This is a genomic window from Kitasatospora sp. NPDC086801 (assembly GCF_044745805.1).
Taxonomy (GTDB): domain Bacteria; phylum Actinomycetota; class Actinomycetes; order Streptomycetales; family Streptomycetaceae; genus Kitasatospora.
The window spans coordinates 22,114-42,318 of the sequence record NZ_JBIVAX010000058.1; the positions used below are offsets into that span (position 1 = coordinate 22,114).

Genomic DNA, 20,205 nt, shown 5'->3' on the forward strand with positions numbered 1-20,205 from the left:
CCCCCGCACCCGCACCCGCACCCGCACCGAACCCCACCGCACGAGGCCCCCGATGAGCACCGCCGTCGTCCTGTTCACCCAGGACCTGCGCCTGCACGACAACCCCGCCCTGCACGCCGCCCGCACCCGCGCCGACCAGGTCGTCCCCCTGTTCGTCCTCGACCCGGCCATCGCCCGGGCCGGCTTCGCCGCCCCCAACCGGCAGGCCTTCCTCGCCGAGAGCCTCGCCGACCTCGACCGGGCGCTGCGCTCCGCCGGCTCCCGCCTGGTCCTGCGCCACGGCGACCCCGCCGAACAGGCCGCCCGCCTGGCCGCCGAGTGCGGCGCCGACACCGTCCACACCAACGCCGGCGTCTCCGCCTTCGCCACCCGCCGCGAACACGCCCTGCGCCGTGCCCTCGGCGAGCGCCTGCACCTGTACGACGCCGCGCTCACCATCGTCCCCGCCGGCCTCGTCACCCCGGCCGGGCGCGACCACTACGCCATCTTCACCCCCTACCACCGCGCCTGGCAGCAGGCCCCCCGGCGCACCGTCCTGCCCGCCCCGCGGACCCTCGCCACCCCCGACGGCCCCGCGAGCGCCCCGCTGCCCGCCGCCCCCGCCGGCACCTCCCCGGGCCGCGCCCCCGGCGGCGAGAGCGCCGCCCGCCGCCGCCTGCGCGCCTGGAACCCGGACGCCTACGAGCAGTTGCACGACGACCTCGCCGCCGACGCCACCTCCCGCCTCTCGCCGTACCTGCACTTCGGCTGCCTGTCCGCCACCGAACTCGCCCACCGCGCCGGGAAGTCCGACACCCCCGGCGCGGCCGCGCTGGTGCGCCAGCTCGCCTGGCGCGACTTCCACCACCAGGTCCTCGCGGCCCGCCCCGACGCCGCCCACGCCGACTACCGCCCCCGCCCCGTCCGCTGGTACGACGACGAACGCGAGCTCCAGGCCTGGCGCGAGGGCCGCACCGGCTACCCGATCGTCGACGCCGGCCTGCGCCAACTCGCCCACGAGGGCTGGATGCACAACCGGGCCCGCCTGCTCACCGCCTCCTTCCTCACCAAGAGCCTGCGCCACCACTGGCGCCCCGGCGCCGCCCACTTCCTCGCCCTGCTCGTCGACGGCGACCTCGCCAACAACCAGCTCAACTGGCAGTGGGCCGCCGGCACCGGCACCGACACCCGCCCCAATCGCGTCCTCAACCCGCTACGCCAGGCCGACCGCTACGACCCCGACGGTGCCTACGTGCGCCGCTGGGTCCCCGAGCTCGCCCACCTGCCCGCCCGCGCCGTCCACCGCCCCTGGGAGCTCGCCGAGCCCCCGGCCGGCTACCCGGCGCCCCTGCTGCCCCCCGACGCCCTCGGCACCCGCCTGCGCGAGAGCGGCTGAACCGCCCTCACCCGAACTCATCCGCCCTCACCCGAACTCACCCGAACGGCGTAGCGCCGCGTCCGGTCCCCGTCCGGGCCCGGCCGCCGCGCGGATGCGGGCCCCACCCGCCTCCCGTTGGATGAACCTGCGGCCCGGCAGGCCCCCGGCAGGCCCCGGGCAGGCCCCGGGCAGGCCCCAGGCGGGCCGTCAGACAGGCCCCCAGGCGGGCCGCCCCCCGGCGTACCACCCGAAGGAGCAGGAGCATGCCCATCTCCAGGACCCGCGACGGCGTCGAGATCTTCTACCAGGACTGGGGCAGCGGACGCCCCGTCGTGTTCATCCACGGCTGGCCGCTCAACGGCGACGCCTGGCAGGACCAGCTGAAGGCCGTCGCGGACGCCGGCCTGCGGGCCATCGCCCACGACCGGCGCGGCCACGGCCGCTCCACCCCGGTCTACGGCGGCTACGACTTCGACACCTTCGCCGACGACCTCGACAGCCTGCTCACCGGGCTCGACCTGCGCGACGCCACCCTGGTGGCCCACTCCATGGGCGGCGGCGAACTCGCCCGCTACATCGGCCGCCACGGCACCGGGCGGATCCGCTCCGTCGTCCTGCTGTCGGCGATCACCCCGTCCATGCTGCAGGGCCCCGACAACCCGCACGGCGTGCCCGGCACCGTCTTCGACGACATCAAGGCCGGCATCCTCACCGAGCGCTCCCAGTTCTGGCAGGACACCTCCGTCAACTTCTTCTCCGCCGACCGCCCCGGCTCCCGCGCCACCCAGGGCAACCGGGACGCCTTCTGGTTCATGGCCATGCACCAGACCATCGAGGGCGGCGTCGACTGCGTGGACGCCTTCGGCTACACCGACTTCCACGAGGACCTGGCCAGGTTCGACATCCCCACCCTGATCGTGCACGGCGACGACGACCGGATCGTCCCCGTCGAGGCCACCGCCCGCCGCGCCGCCCGGATCATCCCCGGAGCCGTCCTGAAGGTCTACGAGAACGGCTCGCACGGCATCGCGATGGTCCCCGGCGACAAGGAGCGCTTCAACGCCGACCTGCTGGAGTTCCTGAGGCAGTGAGGCCTGAGGAGCTGAGGCGCTGAGGCCTGAGGCGGTGAGGGCGCCTCAGGGCGTGCGGCGCAGGGACAGCACCGTGACGTCGTCGCGGCTGCGGCCCCCGCTCCAGCGGCGGGCCTCGCGGTCCAGGGCCTCGGGCAGCAGGGAGGCGGGGGCGTCGGCGAGGGCGGCCAGGCCCCGTTCGACGGGGTAGAACGCGCCGGCGGCGTCCTGGGCCTCGGTGATCCCGTCGGTGAGCAGCACCAGCACGCCGTCCTCGGGCAGCGCGAACCACCGTACGGTGCGCACCTCGTCGGTCAGCTCCGCCAGTCCCAGCGGCACCCCGGCCGGCAGCGGCACGGCCTCGACCCGGCCGTCGTGCAGCAGGTAGGGGGCGAGGTGGCCGCAGTTGACGGCCTGCACGTCCGTGCCGCGCTCCACGCCCAGCACGGTCGCGGTGACGAAGCGCTCGCTCTCGCCGCCCTGCGCCGCGTACGCGTTGTGCCGATCCACCGCCGCCTCCAGGGCGTCCGCGACGTCGGTCAGCGCGGCCTCCCGGAAGGCCGCCTCCCGGAAGGCGCTCAGCACCGCGAAGCCCGCGCCGATCGCCGGCAGGCCCTTGCCCTGCACGTCGCCCACCAGCACCCGGGTGCCGTACGGGGTGTCGGCGACGTCGTACAGGTCGCCGCCGACCAGGGCGTCCTCCTCCACCGGCCGGTACAGCCCGTACAACTGGACACCGGGGGTGAGCACCGGCAGCGGGCGCAGCAGCTGGCGTTGCAGGGCGACGGCGGTCTGCCGCATCCGGAACAGTTCCCGCTCGCGCCGCACCCGTCGCGCGCACAGCCCGACCACGGCCGCCTCGGCGCAGGCCACCCCCACCAGGGTGCCCACCCGGGCGGCCAGCGAGGTCGGCGGGAACAGCACCGTGCTGACCGTCACCACCGCGGCCACCCACACCGAGACCGCGACCGTCTGCGCGACGGTCCCCAGCCCCGCCAGCAGCGCCGGCAGGAACACCAGCAGCAGCACCAGCCGGGTACTGGTGCCGCTCGCCGCCTGTGCGAGCAGCACCACTGCGGTGGAGGCCAGCACCCCCAGCACCACGGCCCGGTTCCCCGGCGCCCGCGTCCCCCCGCCGTCCCGGTTCCCGCTCCCGCTCCCGTCCCCGTTCGCGCTGCCCACCCCGCCGTCCTCTCCGCCGCCTCGCCGTCCCCCCAGGCATACCGGCGCCCTCACCCCGCCGCCAGCGCAGCCCGCCCGGACGGGCGAGCACCCGCCCGGGGCGGCCGGCCGGGTCCGGGCGGTGGTGTTCGGGCGGTGGTGTTCAGGCAGTGGCGTTCAGGCAGCGGTGTTCAGGCGGTGGCGAGGGCGTAGTCGGGCAGGGCGATGTCGCCGGCCTTGGCGAACTGGGCGGCCATCAGGTTGCGCAGCGGCCAGCGGCCCATCCAGCGCATGGAGGCGGCGCGCAGGCGGATCATCAGGGCGCTGTCGGGGGCGTAGCCGTTGACGCCGCCGGGCGGCAGTTCCTGGGCGCGGGTGACGTAGGGGCGCATCCGCTCCTCGTAGCGGGCGAAGGCGGTGCGGTGGTCGCCGTGGGCGGCGGCGAGTTCGCCGGCGAGCAGGTAGGCGCCGACGAGGGCGAGGCTGGTGCCGAGGCCGGTGAGGGGGCTGGGGCTGTAGCCGGCGTCGCCGAGCAGGGCGACGCGGCCGCGGCTGTAGTGGTCGAGGTGGATCTGGCCGAAGGAGTCGAAGGCGAAGTCGTCGGCGTCGCGCAGGCCGGCGAGCAGGCGGTCGACCTCCCAGCCGGCGCCGGTGAAGCGCTCGACGAGCAGGCGCTGCTGGGCGGCGGTGTCGCGCCGGTCGAGGGGCAGGGGCGGGGATCGGAAGCCGAGGGAGGCCTTGATCTCGCCGGGCAGCCGTCCGGGGCGGGCGGAGGCGACGCGGCCGCCGGGGGCGTTGTACATCAGGAACCAGCCGTCGAGGTCGAGCCGGTCGCCGGGGCGGTTCTTGACGGTGAACCAGGCGTGGTAGCCGCCGAGGGGCCGGTAGTGCCCCTCCTCGGGGCCGAAGGCGAGGCGGCGCACGACCGAGTGCAGGCCGTCGGCGCCGATGACGAGGGCGAAGCGGCGCGCCGGGGCGTTCTCGAAGGTGACGGTGACGCCGTCGGCGTCCTCGGTGAGGGCGGTGACGCTGTCGTCGAAGAGGTATTCGACGTCGTCGGTGGTGGCCCGGTGGAGGAGGTCGGCGAGGTCGCCGCGCAGGATCTCCAGCTCGGAGACGATGCCCTCGCCCTCGAACAGGTCGACGGGTATGCGGGTGGTCATCCGCCCGCGGCGGTCGACCAGGCCCAGGCCGCGCTGGTCGACGCAGAGCGCGCGGGCCTGCTCCATGAGTCCCATCCGTTCGATCACGGTGCGGCCGGCGCCGCGCAGGTCGACGGCCTGCCCGCCGGGGCGCGGGGCGGGGGCGCGTTCGACGACGGTGGGGGAGAAGCCGTGGCGGCGCAGCCAGTAGGCGAGGGCGGGGCCGGCGATTCCGGCGCCGGACACGAGGATGTCGGTGTTCTCCATGGCGAGGAATGTACGTCGTACGCGTCGGCGTAAACAAGCCTTGTCCTGCGGCTTTTTGAGATTGATGCACTAGTGCACTAGGGCGGTCCCGGGGCGCCCGGGGCGACTTTCGCAGGTCGGCGGCGGGTAGTGCACCAGGGCACCGGCCGGGCGCCGGGCTCAAGGAGTCCGGCGCCCGACCGTCAGGCCGCCCGACCGTCAGGCCGCCCGACCGTCAGGCCGCCCGACCGTCAGACCGCCTGCCGCCCGGCCGTCAGGCGCAGCTGCCGTCCGCGCAGAGCTGCCACGGCTCCCAGGAGGCGAACCGGTCCGCCTCGGTGGTCCGCCAGGAGCGGTCGCGGTTCCACTCGCGGACGGTCACCCGCAGCCGCCCGTCCGGCAGTTGGACGACCGAGGACGGCGCGCCCAGGCCCGCGTTGGGGTCCGGCAGCCGGGGCAGCCGGCGCACCGGGCCCCAGGAGTCCCGGGCGTCGCCGTCCTGGCTGCGCACCTCCATGGCCGCGTTCGTGTCGGCGCCGGAGGCGAAGGCGTGCAGCCGGCCGTCGCGTTCCCTGAAGAGCGTGAGCCCGCCGTGGTAGGGCGGCGGTGACAGCTCGAAGTTCTCGGTCGGGGTCCAGGAGTCGCCGGGCGCGGGCAGGACGGTGTGGCAGAAGCCGCCGTAGGAGGCGAAGAACACCTCCAGGGCGCCGGCGCCGTTCTCGACGGCGCTCACCTGGTACAGCTTCGGGCCCACGGGGGTGGCGCTGACGCGCTCCCAGTCGCCGTAGGCGCCCCCTGGCGCGTCCTGGGAGCGGTGCCAGACGAAGGGCAGGAGGGAGGCGGCCGAGCTGTCGTAGAACTGCTGGAACTGCTCGGTCCGCCCGTCGGAGCGCGGCGTCTCCACCAGGGTGTTCGGGAGGGCGGTACTGGTCAGTCCCTGGGCGGCGGGGTCGGCCCCGCACCCGGCGGCGACACCCGGCGCCGGGGCCGTGCCCGCCGTGGTCGTCGTGGCCCACGCGGTCGTCCCCGCGAAGGCCACGGCCAGCACACCCGACAACACGGCTTGTGGAAGTCTCCTGTACACGGTCGGTGAACCTCCCCATTCGTTAGCGGAAAAGGAGTGCCCGGTAAGGGAGTTGGCCGCTTCGCCAGCCCCTCGCGCGGGACCGGCACATTCTCGTGCACCGGCGGCGGGGCGGACAGGGCGCCTGTGTCGCGTCTGCGGAACGGCCGGTCAGGGGGTCGGCAGGGCCCGGGCGTCACCGCGGGGGCGGCCGCGGAACAGCTCGTCCAGGTGGTGGGTGAGGACCGCCAGCGCGGCGTCGCCGGTGCGCTGGCCGCCGAGCACGCTGGAGCCGAGGCCGTTGACCATGGCCAGCAGCCCGGCGGCGGTCATCTCCGGGTCCCTGGCGGTGTCGATCTGCCCGGCCTGCTGGGCCGCGCGGACCTGCTTCGCGAGGAAACCCTCCAGCAGGTCGGGCTGGGGCGTTCCGTGCTTCTCCACCAGTGCGGGATCGCTGAGCACCAGCGTGTAGTACGCGGCGTAGGTGCGGGTGATCCGGCGGCTCTCCGGGTCGGTGGGCAGGATGCAGGACAGGACCGCGGTCACCAGGCCGCGCGGCGTGGGCGGGGTGCCGGCCGCGGTGATCCACGCCGCCATGCGGGCCTGGAGCTGGGCGCCGAGCCGCTCCAGCGCGTCCAGCAGGAGCCCCTCCTTGCTCGTGAAGTAGTACTGCACCAGCCGCAGGGAGACGCCCGCCTCGGTGGCGACCGCCCGCATGCTGGCCGCCTGCAGCCCCTGGGTGTCGGCGATGCGCAGCAGTGCTTCGGCGATCTGCCGCCGGCGTTCCTCGTGATCGACCCGCGCGTTCATGTGCGACCTCCCTGGTACACCCGTATCATGCCGTGATACACATGTATCATGCGAATCAGCCAGTTCAAGAACGACCAGGCCAGGGACCGGTTTCGGGCCGCCTACGAGCGGGCTCTGACGGAACTGTGGCCCGGGCCGCGGACGGCGCTGGACCTCCCGACCGCGTTCGGGACCACCCGCGTCTACCGGACCGGCCCGCAGCACGGCCAGCCGATCGTGCTGCTGCCCGGCTCGGGCGGAAACGCACTGATGTGGCACCGGTACATCGACGCGCTGGCCCGCCACCGCCCGGTCATCGCCGTCGACACGGTCGGCGAACCGGGCGCGAGCGTGCAGACCGCCCCGATCACCGACGGCCGGGACGCGGCCGCCTGGCTGGACGAACTCCTGGCCGCACTGGAGGTGACGGACGCCCAGATCGTCGGCTGCTCCTACGGCGGCTGGCTGGCGCTCCACCACCAGATCCACCACCCGGGCCGGGCCGCCTCCCTCACCCTGGTGGACCCCGCGGGCTTCGCCGAGGTGGGCGCCCGGTTCTACGCCTGGGTGATCGCCGGCGGCCTCGCCGCGACCGCGCCGCGCCCGCTGCGCCCCCGGCTGGCCCGCCTGGTCGGCAACAGCACCATCCTGGAGACCGAACTGATGGCCCTGATGCGCGCGTCGATGGGATTCCGCCGCGCGCTCCCGGTGCCCCCGGTCCTCTCCGACGAGGAACTGCGCCGCCTGGACGTCCCCGCCCTGTTCCTGCTCGGGGCGCGCAGCGCCATGCACGACCCGCACGCGGTCGCCGAACGCCTCGGCGGGCTCGTGCCCTCGGCCCGGACGGAGATCGTGCCCGGCGCCGGGCACGCCCTGCCGACCGACCGGCCGGACCTGGTGGCCGACCGTGTCCTCCACCCGGCCGGGCGCTAGCGCCCCCGGCCCGTCCCGGGCTCCCGGCGCGCAGGCATGACGATGCAGCCTGGCCCGCAAGGGAGTTGACGGAGCGTCATGACTCGGGCGCTGCCATCAGGTCGCGCAGCAGGTCGTCGCCCAGGCCCAGGCCGGCCTTCGACTCGTCGGGCAGGTGGTAGTCGCGGTACCAGTCCGCGGGGGCCTCCGGGTGCGGGCCGCTGACCGCCACCCGCCCGGCGCCGTAGGGGGCGACGACGGCGGCGGCGCGGTCGTTGGAGTAACGGGCCAGGACGTCCACGCCCGGGCCGTCGACGTCGAAGTACGGGCCGTCCTGGAAGTACATCCGCTGCGGGCGCCCGCGCCAGGCCACGTCGACGAGGCGGTCCTGCTCGTCGGTGACGGTCGCGCCCCGGGAGCGGATGTACTGCCCGGAGTCGCCCGGCAGGAGGTCGTAGCCCGGGTCGCCGGCCAGGTAGCCGCCCATGCACAGGCCCAGGTAGCGCCCGCCGCCCTGGACGTAGTCGCGCACCAGCTCCGGCGAGAAGCCGGGGTCGCGCTGGAGCAGGCCCCACGCGGTGCTCACCTCCTGCCCGTTGGTGCCGCCGGGCTGCACGTACAGCGCGGCACCGGCCAGCACGCCCGCGCCGAAGCGCAGCCGCTCCTCGGGCCCGACGTAGCGCACCGCGAAGCCGTCGCGTTCCAGCAGTTCCCGCGCCGCCTCCGGGCAGCCCTCGCAGGCCGCCGGGCCCCGGTAGACCAGCGCGAGCGGCCGCCCGCCGGCGGCAGCGGCGGGGTCGTCGGCCGGGCCGTCCGGGGCGGGGGAGGAGCCGCAGGCGGACGCCGTCAGCACCGCCGCCGCCACCGCCAGGGCCGCCGCGGCCCGCCCGGGCCGTCGCCCACCCCTCATGACCGGCACTCCCGCCATCGCCGACACCCTCCCCGGGTCCTACGCCGTGTGCAGCGACGACGCTACGGGCACAGCGGCCCGCACCGCACGCCAGCCCCCTCGAACGGGTGCCCTCGCGCCGCCCGCGTTGACGGTTTCGCGGGCCCGGCCGTGGTCCGCCGGGCCGGGGGGTGGGCGTCGCCGGCCTACCGCCGGTCGGGCAGGAGGCGGGCCGAGCAGGACGTCGACGGCCTCGACGGGGTCGTCGGCCGGCCGCCCGTCCGGGAGGGTCAGGCGGATGCGGCGCGGGCGGTGCGCCAGTGGTCGAACTGCTCCGGGGTGCGCACGCCGTCGTCCAGGACCGCGCGGTAGACGTCCCAGCTGCGCACGCCGCGGCCGTACTCGGGGCGTTCGGACCAGGCGTGCTTGATCCGCAGGACGGCCTCGCGGGCCTGCGGGGTGAGGCGCGGCGGCAGGTCGCGCAGGTGGGCGAGGTCGGGCTGGCGGGCGGGCTCGTCGACGAACCACAGGTCGAGGGTCCAGTCGCGGCCCTGCGGGCAGCGGTAGCCCACGCCGAGGTAGAGGCCGTCGGGGTAGGCGGCGGGGTCGGTGTTCCAGGTGCCGGTGTCGTTGCGGAAGCGCACCTGGCCCACCCGCCGGTGCAGTGCCAGCCGCGCGCCGAGCGCGGCCACCCGCTCGTGCGCGGCCGCGTCCAGGCGCGGGCACACCACGGTGACGTCCAGGTCCCGGCGCACCATCAGCCCGAGCGCCGAACTGCCCACCCGCACTGGCTCCCCGAGGGCGCCCAGCAACTCGTCCAGGCCCAGGTCGGCGTTGACGGCCTCGGCCTCGGCCTGCAGTTCGTCCTGGTGCCGCAGAAGATCGTCCGTCGTCATCGGGTCAGTCTGCCAGCCGGCGCCGACCCCGGTGATTGACCCATGGAAGTGGTGTGGAACTGCCGGTTGACGACTGGTCTTTCCGGTCTTGCATCGAGGGCGGCGTCACCGGGTGAAGGCCGCTCCCGGCGGGCCGGCGCGGGCCGGGTGTGGAACGGTGGGAGCCGGGGGTGTCCTGGTTGCGAGAGGAGTGGCCATGTCGTCGAAGCGTCGCCGCAAGAAGAAGGCCCGGGCCCGGCGCGGGGCCAACCACGGCCGCCGGCCCCAGTGCTGAGCGCTGAACCGTGAGCGCGGCCGGGGCGCCGGCCCCGGCCGCCCCGGTCGCCCCGGTCGCCCTGGCACCGGCCACTCAGGCCGGTCCGCGCCCGCGCCCGCGCCCGCGCCCGCGCGCCACGGCGTGGTACGTGCAGGTGTCCGTCCAGTCCCGGCCGAAGGTGAGCGCCAGCACCGGGCCCCGCCCCTCGGCGCGGGCGGCGCGCAGCAGCGCGGCCGGGTCGCCGTCCGGCGGGCTCTGCTCGTGCCGGAAGCGCACCTCGCTGCGCAGGCGCGGCCAGGACGGGTCCGGGCGGGGGAGGCCGGGCAGGTCCCAGGCCAGGGTGGCGCCGGCGGTGGACAGGTGCGGGACGGGCATCCGCCGGCCGTCGGGGAAGAGGCCGCCGTCGCGGTGGTAGCGCAGCGCGTAGGCGACCGTGCCCGGCGAGTGCGGCGGTTCGTCGCCCCAGGTGTTCGGGAAGCCCCAGTCGGCCAGGCCCGCCGCCTCGATCCTGGGCAGGACGGCGGTGATGTCCTCGCCGGTGGCGAAGTAGGCGGTGGCGCTCATCCGGCAGACCAGCACGCCGCGGCCCTCGGCGGTGGTGGTGAGCAGGCCGAACGAGGCGGGGCGGTCGCAGTGGTCGGCGACGCGGGTCAGCAGGTGCGCCACGCCCTCCACCGCCGCCAGGCCGTCGACCAGCCGGCGGATCCGTTCGCGCTCGGCGGCCCGCAGCGCCTCGGCCCGCGGCGAGGAGGCCAGGGCGCGCAGCCGGCGGGTGGTGGGCAGGCGGGCGCGCAGCGCGTCCCGGGCCCGGACGGGCTGGGACAGCAGCAGGCCGGCCAGGTACTCGAAGCCGTTCACCGGGCGGGGTCCTCTCAGGTCGTGGGAGCCGCGCGGGCCCCGTGGCGCCCGCTCGGGTCGCGGCGTCCGCCCCACAGGCTGGCCCGGCGGCGGCCCGGCCCGCAATCCGCTGCCGTACTCGACTTCCGTCCGTTGCCGGGTTCAGCCGAGGGCGCCGACCGCCGCCCTCGCGGCTGCCGTCCTTCCCGGCCGGGAAACGCAGAGAGACCGCTCGGGCCGTTGGGGCCGGGCGGTCTCTGCTGTTCGGACGGGCCCATGCGCCAACACGGCCCGCTGCCGGTGTTCCCGAGAATTTGGAGTAGACAGCGCCCCCGGGCTCCTGACCCGCAGGTCTGGATGACGCTGCTGCACATCGTCACATTCAGCCAGGACGGCTACAAGGGCGAGTTGCACAAAAATGCATCAAATTCCGGTTTCGAGTTCCTGAACTGCACTGATATCACAGGGTTGTGACGAGATTGCGGGCCGGGCCCGGGATTCTGGCGCATCAATCTTCGCGATGTTCACCGAACCGATTGGGAATCACCCGTACGCCTGACAGAGTGTTGCCCGAACGGGTTCCTCGTGTGACGCCAACCACCGAAGTGCCCGTCCGTTGGAGTAGACGGTGATATAGGAGGTCTCCTCGATGACGAGGAAGCGGAAGAAGAAGCGCGCCCCCGCCCACTGTGCCGCAGGCCACCCGGCGCCGCCGCGCCCGGGGCTGCCCTGGCCGTCCGGCCCCGCGCAGACGGCCGTGGTCGTCGTCGTGGTCGTCGTGGCCGCCGCCCTGGCGAGGGCGGGCATGTCGGTCGGAGCGGCGCTCGAACTCGCCACCGGCGGGCTGGTGTTGAACGCCAGGCTCCGGCGGGAGCGGGCCTGGTAGAGAACGCCCGACCGCGATGGGACGCCAGGAGAAACCGATCGCGGCGACCGAGCCGGCCCTGGGCCGCCTCGCCGCGTGGCTGCGCGAGCAGCGTGAACGGGCCGAACTGACCTACCGTCAGCTCGCCGTCCGGACCAACTACCATCCGACCACCCTGCAACGGGCCACCAGCGGCCGGACCATGCCGAACTGGGAGGTCGTCGAGGCCCTCACCCGGGCCTGCGACGGCGACCTCAAGACGGCCCGCCGCAAGTGGACCCACGCCAACTACTGGGCCCACGTGCCGCGACCCTCCGGGACCCAGCGCCGAGCGCCCCGACGGCTCAACCCCGAGCAGGTCGACTCCCTCGCCGACCTGCGACGGGCGATGCACGAGATGCGGCGCAAGGCCGACTGGCCCTCCCTGGAGGAGCTGGACCGCCGGGCCCGGGCCGGGGGAGGGCGCCTGCCCTCCAGCACCCTGGCGCTGGTCCTCAGGGGTGAGGCCCCGCTGCGCAAGGCGGTGTTCCTCACCTACATGGAGGTCTGCGGGGTCAAGGAGGCCCGCCGCGCGCTGTGGGCGGCGGCCTGGGAGCGGACGAACAGCGCCCGTGTCCCGGTGCAGGTGAACTCCCGTACGTATCAACGGGAGTTCACCCGGGCCATGCAGTCCTCCAGCAGCGGCACCTCGACGGACATCCTGTTCAAACTGTGGGTGACCCTGCGCAACAGCCTGGCCGCCGACCGCGCCGAGGACGCCGGCCACCCCGGCCATCCCGCCGCGGCGGGCCGCGACGGCACCGGCGACAGCCCGCCGGTGCTCGTGTGACCGGGTCCGCGGACGGGAACGCGCCACCAGCGCCCCGTCCGCGGACCAGCACCCACCCGCGCCACCTCGGGAAACAACCATGCCGACACCACCACGACAGCCGACCACCACCACCGCCACGACCACCGCCACCGGACCGGCGCTGGGCCTGTGGGCGCTGTACGACCTCCACCTGCGCCACTACCTCGACTACGCCGCCCTGCTGCTCTCCCCGGCCGACGCCCCGCTGGCCGTCCAGGGCGCCTTCGACGACCTCAGCGGCCACTGGCTCGACGCCCTGGCCACGGCCAGCCCGGCCGCCTGCGCCTGGCAGGCGGTGCGCCGACGCGTCTGCGCCCTGGCCGGCCCGCGCCCGCTCGGTCCGGTCGCCCACCTCACCGCCCCCCAGCAGGACGTCCTGCTGCTGCACCTGGTCCTCGACCTGCCCGCCGCCGAGGTCGCCGCCCTGACCGGTACCGAACCGGGCGCCGTCCACGTGCAGTTGCGCTCGCTGGCGGCCGTCCGCCGGTAGCGGTCGCTGCCCCGGCCTGCTCCCGCCCGCTGTGCCCCGGCCGGTGCCCCGGCTCATCGCGCGGGGCTCGCGATCGGGTCGGGGGCGGTGGGAGAGGGGGCCGCGGTGCGGGCGGCGCGGGCGCGGGTGCGGACCTCGGCGACGGCCGGGCAGGTGGCGTAGACGCGGGTGAGGCGGGCCAGGTCGTCGGCCTCGGACTCCAGGTCCTGTCCCAGGGCGCGCGGCGGTTCGGCCGCCAGGGCGGTGCGCGGGGTGTCGGGGTTGGGCCGGGCGCCGGCCGCCGCACGTTCCAGGGCGGCGGCCAGCGCGGCGGCCTCGGCGGTGGCGTCGGCCCGGGCGGCGGGCGGGGGGAAGCGCCGGGTGGCGCCGACGAGCCACTGCGGGGTGCGCGGGTCGAGGTGGTGGCGCAGGATCAGCCGGGCGTCGTGGATCTCGATGATCCGCCGGTACAGGGCGAACTGCGGGTCGCGCGGCGGCAGCAGCGGCAGGCGGCGGGCCGGGGCGAGCGCGATCTCCGGCAGCACGGTGTGCAGGTCCCGCCAGAGCGGGGCCAGCGCCCGGTAGCGGCGGTGGGCGCGTAGCCAGCCGCGGACGGCGGCGTGCGCGGCCGGCCACACGGTGGTGCCCAGGCCTGTCGCGAGCAGCGCCACGCACAGCAGGCCCAGGACGCTGCACAGGGCGTCCTCGGCGCCGGCCTGGGTGCCGGTGGAGGCCGCCTGGACGACGTCGTCGACGCCCCAGGCGTTCCACAGCAGGCCCGTGGCCAGGCTCAGGGTGAGCAGCCGCAGCCCGGTGCGCTGCCGGCCGGGCGCGGCGGCGCGGGCGAGCCGGGCGAGTTGGCGCAGCAGGGCGGCGAGGCAGTGGGCGAGGTAGAGCACGCCGGCGGCGGTGTACCCGGCCAGCGCCAGGCGGGCGCCGGTGGAGGGCGCGGCGGTGAGGTCGGTGGCGGCCAGGCCCGGCGCGGCGGCGGCGAGCAGGACCGCCCGTACCGCCAGGACGCCGGCCAGCAGGGCGAGCTGGCGCCGCACCGCGCGGCGGGCGGGCCCGGGCGTGTCCGACGATTCCCGCCGGGCGCGCGACGCTCCCCCAGCCTGGCGGCCGGGAGGTGCCCCCAGGGGCGCCCGACGCCGCGCGCCGATCCGCCGCGACTTCTCGGACACGCCCTCGGGGGCGCGCAGGGCGAGGGCCAGCAGCCGGATCGCGCAGGCCGCGCCGATGCGCAGCGTGTCGCCGAGCAGGACGGGCAGGGCGGGCGCGATCCCGAGCTGGCGCAGCCGGTCGGCGGCCTGGACGGTGGCCGGGGCGAGCAGCAGCAGGGCGGCGGCGAGCAGCGCGGTGGCGTAGCAGCTGTAGCGGGCGATGGCGCGCGGGTTGGTCCGGCGGCCGCGGGCGAAGTGGCAGGCGCTCAGGGCGAAGAACAGCGCGACGCCGTAGAGGGCGAGGTCGCTCACGGGCGCCCCGCCTCCCGCGCGCCGGCGGGCCCGGGCCCGCCGGCGAGCAGGACGTCCAGGACGTCCAGCGCGTCCGGGTGCGGGGCGGGGCCGGGCGGGTGCGCGGCGTCGGCCTTGGCGGCCCGGCTGAGGATGAGGGAGGCCAGCAGCTCGGCCTCGCGTTCCTGGGGTTCGTCGTAGCCGGTGCGCCCGAGCACCCGCCGGACCAGGTCGGGGGACAGGTGCGGCAGGAGGGCCGCGGCCGGGCCGAGGGGTGCGGAGCCGGCGTGGTCGAGGAGCAGGTGGGCGATCTCGTGGACCAGGATGTGCCGGCGGTGCAGCGCGCTGGTGTCGGCGGCGTACAGGATGTAGTCCGCCTCCCGGGTGGACACCACCAGCCCGCAGGGCGTGTTGGGCCGGGCGGCCACCGGCAGCAGGTCGATCGGCCGGCCCCGCCGGCGGGCGAGCTGCTCCAGTAGCACGGTGGTGTCGAACGGGCTTGGCAGCTCCAGCTGTTCGGCCATCCGCCGGCAGCGGCGCAGCACCGATCGGTAGCGCCTGTCGTCCCGCACGCTGTGTTCCCCTCTTTGATCAGCGGCCCCGTTCCCCCCGTTCCCCCCGATCGCCGTGCCTCCGCCTCCGTGCCCGGCCCCCGCCTCCGCGCCCCGGCCCCGTACCCCGTCCGTCCTGCTGCGGTCCCGTCCGTCCCGCCTGCGGTCCCCGTCCGTCCCGCCCGCGGCCCCTGCCGCCGGCGTCAGGGAGCCGGGTGCCGGCGGGCCGCGTCCCGGCGGGCGATGACGTCGATCAGCTCGCTGACCGTGTCCAGGCCCTCGGAGGAGAGGCCGACCGCGCGCAGCGCCAGGCTGCGCACGCCCGCGTCGCGCAGCGCGCCGAGCAGGGCGAGCTCCTTCGCGATCTCGGCGCCCTGCTGCTCGTCGAAGAAGTACGCGGGCGGGACCTGGAAGAACTGGGCGAGCGCCTCCAGATGGCGCTTGGTCGGGTTGTCCCGGCGCCCGGTGCGCAGCTGCCACAGGTAGGTGGTGGAGAACGACTCCCCGGTCGCCTCGCGGCAGGCCCGGGCCACCTCCTCGTTGGTGTACTGCTCGCGGTCGGGTCTGCGGACGGTGTGGAACAGCGCCTCGATCCTGGCCGCGAGTCCGGACAGTTCCACCGGCCCGTCCTCCCGGTTCGACTCCTCCGCCATGGCCCGCCCTCCTCACCGGGGCCCCGCGCGCCTCCTCCTGATGGGCGGGCAGGGCCGGCCAGGTCACGATAACCCAATGGCATCAGCTGGCGTGGATCAGAAGATTACCGCTGATCCATGCCAGTTGACCCCTCCACCGGTGGTCGACATCCCGGACGGCAGGCGGGCCGGTCGAACTGGCGAATCGTCAGATCAGTTCGTGCCGACGACATTTGACACTTCCCTCGGATCCGCCGAACTGTTCGACCTGCTCCGGCGCCACGGCGTCCCCTTCGACGACCGCCCGGACCGGCCCGCCCTGCCCGCCCGGCCCGCCGTTTGAGCCGCCCACCGCCCCGCAGCCGTTGACCCCGACGGATGCGCGCCCGCCCGGACGGCGCGCCAGGACGTCAGGAGTGCGGCCATGCTCAGGTTCCACGGCGCGTGGCGGATCACCGTGGTCGGCAAGAACGCCAGCTTCGACCAGCGCGCGGTGGTACGCGGCCCCTACGGCACCCGGCTGCTGCCCGGCCGGGTCGGCGCCACCCTGGAAATCGACGAGGAAAGCTGGACGCTGAGCCTGGAACACCACCTGTGGGGCCGCAGCTGGCAGCCGAACCTGCGCGTCACCCCCGGTCCCGTCACCGAACGCGACGGCGTCCGCAGTCGCCTGCTGACCAGCAACGACTGCCACTGGCCCGACAAGCCCTTGGACTACGTCAACTTCGTCGTCCGCCTCGACCAGAGCTGCGCCCCGGCCCCCGTCCTCGCCCCGGTCCGGGCCGCGCGCCCCGTCGACGCCCTGCCGCCCTCCGCGCCCCGGGCCATCCGCACCTCCTCCTCCGGCGGCCTCGGCGCGCCCACCCCCGCGTCCCGGCCGGCAGCCACCCCCGCCTCCAGGCCCGCGGCCGCTCCCGTGTCCCGGCCGGCCACCCCCGCGTCCCGGCCGGCGCAGGCCCCGGGCACCAACGCCCGGCCCGCCGCGACCCCCTGGTAGCCAGCCGCCGGGCCCGGGGGACAACCCCCGGGCCCGGCGGCCCGCTGCCCGGATGTTCCGGACGGGCGCCGCAGGGTTGGCTGGACGCATCCGAACCAACCGATCCGAAAGGCCGTCACCCGTGCTCCTGCGCAAGACCGTCCGCCGCCGCGCCGCCCGCGCCACCGCCGTCGCCGCCCTCGCCGCAGCCCTGGGCGCCACCGCCATGACCGGAAGCGCCCAGGCGATCGTCAACGGCCACGACTCCACCGAGCGCTACCCGTTCATGGCCACGATCCCGATGAGCGCCAAGCAGATAGACGACGGCACCTGCGGCGCCACCCTGATCGACCCCCAGTGGGTCCTCACCGCCGCCCACTGCGTCACGAGCCCCCCGGAGAACGAACTGAAGCTCGACGGCATCGTGCGCATCGGCAGCGCGCACCGCAAGAGCGGCGGCACCGTCCGGGCCATCACCCGCACCGTGGTCCACCCCGGCTTCAGCTTCGGCGACGGCCAGACCCGCCCCAACTACGACGACCTCGCCCTGGTGCGCCTGGACCGCCCGGTCGCCCAGCGGCCCATCCCCGTCGCCCAGCGCCCCGGCCCGCCCGGCACCCCGACCCGGCTGCTCGGCTTCGGCACCGTCGTCGACACCCCCAAGTTCGAGGAGATGGTCTTCCCCGACCGCCTCCAGGAGCTCGACACCCGCCGCGGCGCCGTGGCCGACTGCGCCCCCGGCTACGCCGGCCCCACCCGCCTGTGCACGACCAGCCCCACCCCGAAGGCCATGGCCTGCGTCGGCGACTCCGGCGGCCCGCAGCTCCAGCGCGGCCGCGGCGGCCGCTGGGAGCTCATCGGCACCACCTCCGGCCCCGGCGCCCCGGGCGTCCCCTGCACCGGAGGTCCGGGCCTGTACACCGACGTGCGCGCCTACGCCGACTGGATCCGGGCCACCATCGCCGCCGGCTGACGCGACGGCGGGACTCCACCGGCCGACCCGCCGGTAAAGTCCCAGGTGAGCACCGTCGCGCCCGAGGAGACCCCGCCATGCCGACCGACCCCGCCACCGGAGCCGCCGCCGACCGCCCGCCGATCGCGCGGTACGGCCTGGGCACCGCGGCCGTCGGCCGGCCCGGCTACATCACCCTCGGGCGTGACGGCGACCTGCCCGCCGAACGCACCGTCGAGGCGCTGCGCGACCGCACCCACGCCCTGCTCGACGCCGCCTACGCCGCGGGCGTGCGCTACCTCGACACCGCCCGCTCCTACGGCCGCGCCGAGGAGTTCGTCGCCCAGTGGCTCGCCGAACACCCCGCGGCCGCGGCCGAGATGACGGTCGGCAGTAAGTGGGGCTACACCTACACGGCCGGCTGGCAGACCACCGGGGTGGCCGCGCACGAGGTCAAGGAGCACTCCACGGCGGTCTTCGACCGCCAGCTCCACGAGACCCGCTCCCTGCTGGGCCCGCACCTGGACGTCTACCTGGTCCACTCCGTCACCCCCGACAGCCCCGCCCTGACCGACACCGCCCTGCACGCCCGCCTGGCCGACCTGGCCGGGCAGGGCGTGCGGGTCGGCCTGTCCACCAGCGGCCCGGCCCAGGCGGACACCATCCGCGCCGCCCTGGCGGTCACCGTGGACGGCCGCCCGCTGTTCACCGCCGTCCAGGCCACTTGGAACCTGCTCGAACCCTCCGCCGCCCCCGCCCTGGCCGAAGCCCACGCCGCCGGCTGGCTGGTCGTCGTCAAGGAGGGCATGGCCAACGGCCGCCTCGCCGGGCGCAACGCCACCGGGGACGACACCGCCGCGCTGCGCGCCCTCGCCGCCCGCACCGGCGCGCCCCTCGACGCCCTCGCCCTGGCCGCGGCCGCCGCCCAGCCCTGGGCCGACCTCGTCCTGTCCGGCGCGGCGACCGTCGACCAGCTCGCCTCCAACCTCACCGCCGCCACCCTGCACCCCACCCCCGACGACCTGGCCGCCCTCGCCACCCTGGCCGAACCCGCCCCGGAGTACTGGCGCACCCGCGCAGCCCTGCCCTGGGCCTGAACCGCCCCCGTCGCACCGCGGGTCCGAACCCCGCCGCCCGAACTCCCGTGTCAGTGACCGCCTCTACGGTGGCCGCATGAGCTCGGACCTGTCCCGTCTCCTGCCCGCCACCCTCCCGCCCGGCCGCCTGGTCGGCGGCGAGGACGGGCCGAAGCCGCTGCTGTGGATCAGCGACGCCCCCGCCCCCGCCGGCCTGTGGCAGCAACTCCACCGCGCCCACCCGCAGTCCGGCCTGTGGCCGCTGCTGCTCGTCCCCCTCGGCGACGGCGCCGACTACCGCCCCTGGCTGTCCGGCGAACTCTTCCCGGCCCCCGTCTCCGACCCCACCCTCTACGACCCCGACGCCCTGCTGCGCCGCTGGTGGCAGCAGCTCGGCGGCACCGACGAGGACGCGCCCGAGGGCCAGCCCGGCCCCGAGGACGCCGCCGAACTCCGCGCCGCCCTGGCCCCCTACGGCCCCGCCTGGCCCGGCACCGCCCCCGCCGCGGCCGTCCCCGACGGCGCCCCCGGCATCGAGGCCCTCCCGCTGGCCGCCGAGCACACCGCCTTCTGCCCCGACCTCGTCTTCCAGGGCACCGGCACCCTGACCGCCTACGCCGAACGCCTCGTCGCCGCCCACCAGTGGTCGTTCTGGTGGGACTGACCCCGGCACCCTTTCCCGCCACCGAGCCCGGATCCACACTGATTTTTGTCTCCGCTGACCAGTACGGCTGAAGGGGTTGGACTATCCGTTGTGTGCTTCGAGCTCGGTCGCCGGCGCCTGTTGGGTGGCCGCCCACGACGCCAGGAGCGCCAGATTGTCAGTGGCCGGTGTGCCTGCGGGCGCGGTGTAGACGTTGAGGTGCAGGCCGGGTTCGGCGGGCAGTTCCAGGGACTCGACGTCCAAGTCGAGCTGGCCCACGATCGGGTGGTGCACACGCTTGCGGCCGGATCGGTGCAGCCGCACGTCCTGAGATGCCCACCGCTGCCGAAATAGCTCACTGGACGTCGACAGTTCGCCGACCAGGGCGATCAGCTCCTCGTCGTGCGGATCGCGGCCGGCTTCCATACGTAGCTTCGCGGCCACGGCACCGGCGATTTGGTCGTAGTCGACAAAGAAATCTCTGGCCGCCTCGGGGTTCAGATAGACGAACCGCGCTGTGTTCGCGGGCCGTCGCGAGTCGGCCAGGACCGGTGAATACAGCGCGCGAGCGAGTTGGTTCGTGGCGAGCACGTCAAAACGGCCGTTACCGATCCAGGCCGGCGCACCGGAGATCGCGTCGAGCACCTGCTGCAGCGTCGAGCGCACCGTCACGGCAGGCCTACGCCGGCGTGGGCCGCTGGGCGCCGTGGATTGGCGCGCGAGGTGGAACAGGTGGTCGCGCTCGGCCTCGTCGAGTCGCAGGGCGGAGGCCAACGCGTCGAGCACGCCATCGGAGGCACCGACGAGGCGGCCGCGCTCCATGCGCACGTAGTAGTCGACCGATACCCCCGCCAGTAGCGCCACCTCCTCGCGGCGCAGACCTTTGACCCGACGGTTGCCGCCGTAAGCGGGCAGGCCCGCCTGCGCGGGTGTGATGCGGGCGCGACGCGAACTGAGGAACTCCCGGATCTCGGCGCGTAGATCCATCGTGGCCATCCCCTCACCGTAAGCGCGTCCCGCAGTCTAATACTCCAGCTGTAGATCACGATCATGCTTGGGTCGCGGCTTGGCGTCTGTAGTGACTGGCCTGGGAACGGGCTTGATGACGACGTCTCCAGTGGG

General features: G+C 75.5%; 22 protein-coding genes. 11 read left to right on the forward strand and 11 right to left on the reverse strand.

The window, feature by feature from the left end; translation table 11 throughout:
- Window positions 1–52 precede the first annotated feature (52 nt).
- Window positions 53–1,375, forward strand: coding sequence for a cryptochrome/photolyase family protein (locus ACIPLC_RS35260; RefSeq protein ID WP_400477130.1), 1,323 nt, complete (start codon window positions 53–55; stop codon window positions 1,373–1,375).
- Window positions 1,376–1,620: 245 nt separating this feature from the next.
- The gene (locus ACIPLC_RS35265; protein ID WP_400477131.1) at window positions 1,621–2,448 is read left to right on the forward strand and encodes an alpha/beta fold hydrolase; all 828 of its coding nucleotides are present in this window, start codon (window positions 1,621–1,623) and stop codon (window positions 2,446–2,448) included.
- Window positions 2,449–2,493: 45 nt separating this feature from the next.
- Here ACIPLC_RS35265 and ACIPLC_RS35270 read toward each other — a convergent pair whose 3' ends face one another.
- The 4 genes from ACIPLC_RS35270 to ACIPLC_RS35285 form a co-directional block, all read right to left on the reverse strand.
- Window positions 2,494–3,531, reverse strand: coding sequence for a PP2C family protein-serine/threonine phosphatase (locus tag ACIPLC_RS35270; protein ID WP_400477132.1), 1,038 nt, complete (start codon window positions 3,529–3,531; stop codon window positions 2,494–2,496).
- Window positions 3,532–3,779: 248 nt separating this feature from the next.
- Window positions 3,780–4,997 carry an FAD-dependent monooxygenase gene (locus tag ACIPLC_RS35275; RefSeq protein ID WP_400477133.1) on the reverse strand — a complete coding sequence of 406 codons (1,218 nt, stop codon included), beginning with the start codon at window positions 4,995–4,997 and terminating at the stop codon, window positions 3,780–3,782.
- A 253-nt stretch (window positions 4,998–5,250) separates the two neighbouring features.
- Window positions 5,251–6,036: a hypothetical protein gene (locus ACIPLC_RS35280; RefSeq protein ID WP_400477134.1), complete on the reverse strand. Its 786-nt coding sequence runs from the start codon at window positions 6,034–6,036 to the stop codon at window positions 5,251–5,253.
- A gap of 174 nt (window positions 6,037–6,210) precedes the next feature.
- Window positions 6,211–6,849 carry a TetR/AcrR family transcriptional regulator gene (locus ACIPLC_RS35285; RefSeq protein WP_400477135.1) on the reverse strand — a complete coding sequence of 213 codons (639 nt, stop codon included), beginning with the start codon at window positions 6,847–6,849 and terminating at the stop codon, window positions 6,211–6,213.
- 48 nt (window positions 6,850–6,897) lie between these two features.
- On the opposite strand from ACIPLC_RS35285, the gene ACIPLC_RS35290 reads away from it, so the two are divergent.
- Window positions 6,898–7,761 carry an alpha/beta fold hydrolase gene (locus ACIPLC_RS35290; protein WP_400477136.1) on the forward strand — a complete coding sequence of 288 codons (864 nt, stop codon included), beginning with the start codon at window positions 6,898–6,900 and terminating at the stop codon, window positions 7,759–7,761.
- A 76-nt stretch (window positions 7,762–7,837) separates the two neighbouring features.
- Here ACIPLC_RS35290 and ACIPLC_RS35295 read toward each other — a convergent pair whose 3' ends face one another.
- From ACIPLC_RS35295 to ACIPLC_RS35305, 3 genes are all read right to left on the reverse strand, one after another.
- Complete coding sequence (locus ACIPLC_RS35295; protein WP_400477137.1) at window positions 7,838–8,650, reverse strand: BPL-N domain-containing protein; 813 nt, start codon at window positions 8,648–8,650, stop codon at window positions 7,838–7,840.
- 269 nt (window positions 8,651–8,919) lie between these two features.
- A complete protein-coding gene (locus tag ACIPLC_RS35300) occupies window positions 8,920–9,525 on the reverse strand; it encodes a hypothetical protein (protein ID WP_400477138.1) in 606 nt (201 codons plus the stop codon).
- Window positions 9,526–9,874: 349 nt separating this feature from the next.
- Window positions 9,875–10,639 (reverse strand): hypothetical protein, encoded by a 765-nt coding sequence (locus ACIPLC_RS35305; RefSeq protein WP_400477139.1) that lies wholly within the window; start codon window positions 10,637–10,639, stop codon window positions 9,875–9,877.
- A 628-nt stretch (window positions 10,640–11,267) separates the two neighbouring features.
- Here ACIPLC_RS35305 and ACIPLC_RS35310 point away from each other — a divergent pair.
- The 3 genes from ACIPLC_RS35310 (at window position 11,268) to ACIPLC_RS35320 (ending at window position 12,823) form a co-directional block, all read left to right on the forward strand.
- On the forward strand, window positions 11,268–11,504 hold the full coding sequence (locus tag ACIPLC_RS35310; protein WP_400477140.1) for a hypothetical protein: 237 nt from the start codon (window positions 11,268–11,270) through the stop codon (window positions 11,502–11,504).
- Window positions 11,505–11,520: 16 nt separating this feature from the next.
- Window positions 11,521–12,312: a helix-turn-helix domain-containing protein gene (locus tag ACIPLC_RS35315; RefSeq protein WP_400477141.1), complete on the forward strand. Its 792-nt coding sequence runs from the start codon at window positions 11,521–11,523 to the stop codon at window positions 12,310–12,312.
- A 79-nt stretch (window positions 12,313–12,391) separates the two neighbouring features.
- On the forward strand, window positions 12,392–12,823 hold the full coding sequence (locus ACIPLC_RS35320) for a sigma factor-like helix-turn-helix DNA-binding protein (RefSeq protein ID WP_400477142.1): 432 nt from the start codon (window positions 12,392–12,394) through the stop codon (window positions 12,821–12,823).
- A 53-nt stretch (window positions 12,824–12,876) separates the two neighbouring features.
- On the opposite strand, the gene ACIPLC_RS35325 is transcribed toward ACIPLC_RS35320, so the two are convergent.
- From ACIPLC_RS35325 to ACIPLC_RS35335, 3 genes are all read right to left on the reverse strand, one after another.
- Complete coding sequence (locus ACIPLC_RS35325; RefSeq protein WP_400477143.1) at window positions 12,877–14,274, reverse strand: MAB_1171c family putative transporter; 1,398 nt, start codon at window positions 14,272–14,274, stop codon at window positions 12,877–12,879.
- Window positions 14,271–14,825: a ParH-like protein gene (locus ACIPLC_RS35330; RefSeq protein WP_400477144.1), complete on the reverse strand. Its 555-nt coding sequence runs from the start codon at window positions 14,823–14,825 to the stop codon at window positions 14,271–14,273. The genes ACIPLC_RS35325 and ACIPLC_RS35330 overlap by 4 nt, the downstream gene beginning before the upstream one ends.
- A 182-nt stretch (window positions 14,826–15,007) precedes the next feature.
- A complete protein-coding gene (locus tag ACIPLC_RS35335) occupies window positions 15,008–15,457 on the reverse strand; it encodes an XRE family transcriptional regulator (RefSeq protein WP_400477145.1) in 450 nt (149 codons plus the stop codon).
- Window positions 15,458–15,656: 199 nt separating this feature from the next.
- Between ACIPLC_RS35335 and ACIPLC_RS35340 the strand changes: the two genes are divergently transcribed.
- The 5 genes from ACIPLC_RS35340 (at window position 15,657) to ACIPLC_RS35360 (ending at window position 19,104) form a co-directional block, all read left to right on the forward strand.
- Window positions 15,657–15,779 carry a hypothetical protein gene (locus ACIPLC_RS35340; RefSeq protein ID WP_400477146.1) on the forward strand — a complete coding sequence of 41 codons (123 nt, stop codon included), beginning with the start codon at window positions 15,657–15,659 and terminating at the stop codon, window positions 15,777–15,779.
- 81 nt (window positions 15,780–15,860) lie between these two features.
- Window positions 15,861–16,433, forward strand: coding sequence for a hypothetical protein (locus tag ACIPLC_RS35345; RefSeq protein WP_400477147.1), 573 nt, complete (start codon window positions 15,861–15,863; stop codon window positions 16,431–16,433).
- A 121-nt stretch (window positions 16,434–16,554) separates the two neighbouring features.
- Window positions 16,555–17,385: a S1 family peptidase gene (locus ACIPLC_RS35350; RefSeq protein ID WP_400477148.1), complete on the forward strand. Its 831-nt coding sequence runs from the start codon at window positions 16,555–16,557 to the stop codon at window positions 17,383–17,385.
- A gap of 77 nt (window positions 17,386–17,462) precedes the next feature.
- Window positions 17,463–18,461 carry an aldo/keto reductase gene (locus ACIPLC_RS35355; protein WP_400477149.1) on the forward strand — a complete coding sequence of 333 codons (999 nt, stop codon included), beginning with the start codon at window positions 17,463–17,465 and terminating at the stop codon, window positions 18,459–18,461.
- A 76-nt stretch (window positions 18,462–18,537) separates the two neighbouring features.
- The gene (locus ACIPLC_RS35360; RefSeq protein WP_400477150.1) at window positions 18,538–19,104 is read left to right on the forward strand and encodes a DUF4253 domain-containing protein; all 567 of its coding nucleotides are present in this window, start codon (window positions 18,538–18,540) and stop codon (window positions 19,102–19,104) included.
- 81 nt (window positions 19,105–19,185) lie between these two features.
- On the opposite strand, the gene ACIPLC_RS35365 is transcribed toward ACIPLC_RS35360, so the two are convergent.
- Window positions 19,186–20,070: a helix-turn-helix transcriptional regulator gene (locus tag ACIPLC_RS35365; RefSeq protein WP_400477154.1), complete on the reverse strand. Its 885-nt coding sequence runs from the start codon at window positions 20,068–20,070 to the stop codon at window positions 19,186–19,188.
- Between the last annotated feature and the right edge of the window lie 135 nt (window positions 20,071–20,205).

Coding starts and splice junctions, on each gene's coding strand:
- ACIPLC_RS35285 (WP_400477135.1), bottom strand. CDS start 6,849: ATGAACGCGCGGGTCGATCACGAGGAACGCCGGCGGCAGATCGCCGAA.
- ACIPLC_RS35300 (WP_400477138.1), bottom strand. CDS start 9,525: ATGACGACGGACGATCTTCTGCGGCACCAGGACGAACTGCAGGCCGAG.
- ACIPLC_RS35315 (WP_400477141.1), top strand. CDS start 11,521: ATGGGACGCCAGGAGAAACCGATCGCGGCGACCGAGCCGGCCCTGGGC.
- ACIPLC_RS35290 (WP_400477136.1), top strand. CDS start 6,898: ATGCGAATCAGCCAGTTCAAGAACGACCAGGCCAGGGACCGGTTTCGG.
- ACIPLC_RS35260 (WP_400477130.1), top strand. CDS start 53: ATGAGCACCGCCGTCGTCCTGTTCACCCAGGACCTGCGCCTGCACGAC.
- ACIPLC_RS35295 (WP_400477137.1), bottom strand. CDS start 8,650: ATGAGGGGTGGGCGACGGCCCGGGCGGGCCGCGGCGGCCCTGGCGGTG.
- ACIPLC_RS35355 (WP_400477149.1), top strand. CDS start 17,463: ATGCCGACCGACCCCGCCACCGGAGCCGCCGCCGACCGCCCGCCGATC.
- ACIPLC_RS35275 (WP_400477133.1), bottom strand. CDS start 4,997: ATGGAGAACACCGACATCCTCGTGTCCGGCGCCGGAATCGCCGGCCCC.
- ACIPLC_RS35320 (WP_400477142.1), top strand. CDS start 12,392: ATGCCGACACCACCACGACAGCCGACCACCACCACCGCCACGACCACC.
- ACIPLC_RS35310 (WP_400477140.1), top strand. CDS start 11,268: ATGACGAGGAAGCGGAAGAAGAAGCGCGCCCCCGCCCACTGTGCCGCA.
- ACIPLC_RS35365 (WP_400477154.1), bottom strand. CDS start 20,070: ATGGATCTACGCGCCGAGATCCGGGAGTTCCTCAGTTCGCGTCGCGCC.
- ACIPLC_RS35335 (WP_400477145.1), bottom strand. CDS start 15,457: ATGGCGGAGGAGTCGAACCGGGAGGACGGGCCGGTGGAACTGTCCGGA.
- ACIPLC_RS35265 (WP_400477131.1), top strand. CDS start 1,621: ATGCCCATCTCCAGGACCCGCGACGGCGTCGAGATCTTCTACCAGGAC.
- ACIPLC_RS35360 (WP_400477150.1), top strand. CDS start 18,538: ATGAGCTCGGACCTGTCCCGTCTCCTGCCCGCCACCCTCCCGCCCGGC.
- ACIPLC_RS35345 (WP_400477147.1), top strand. CDS start 15,861: ATGCTCAGGTTCCACGGCGCGTGGCGGATCACCGTGGTCGGCAAGAAC.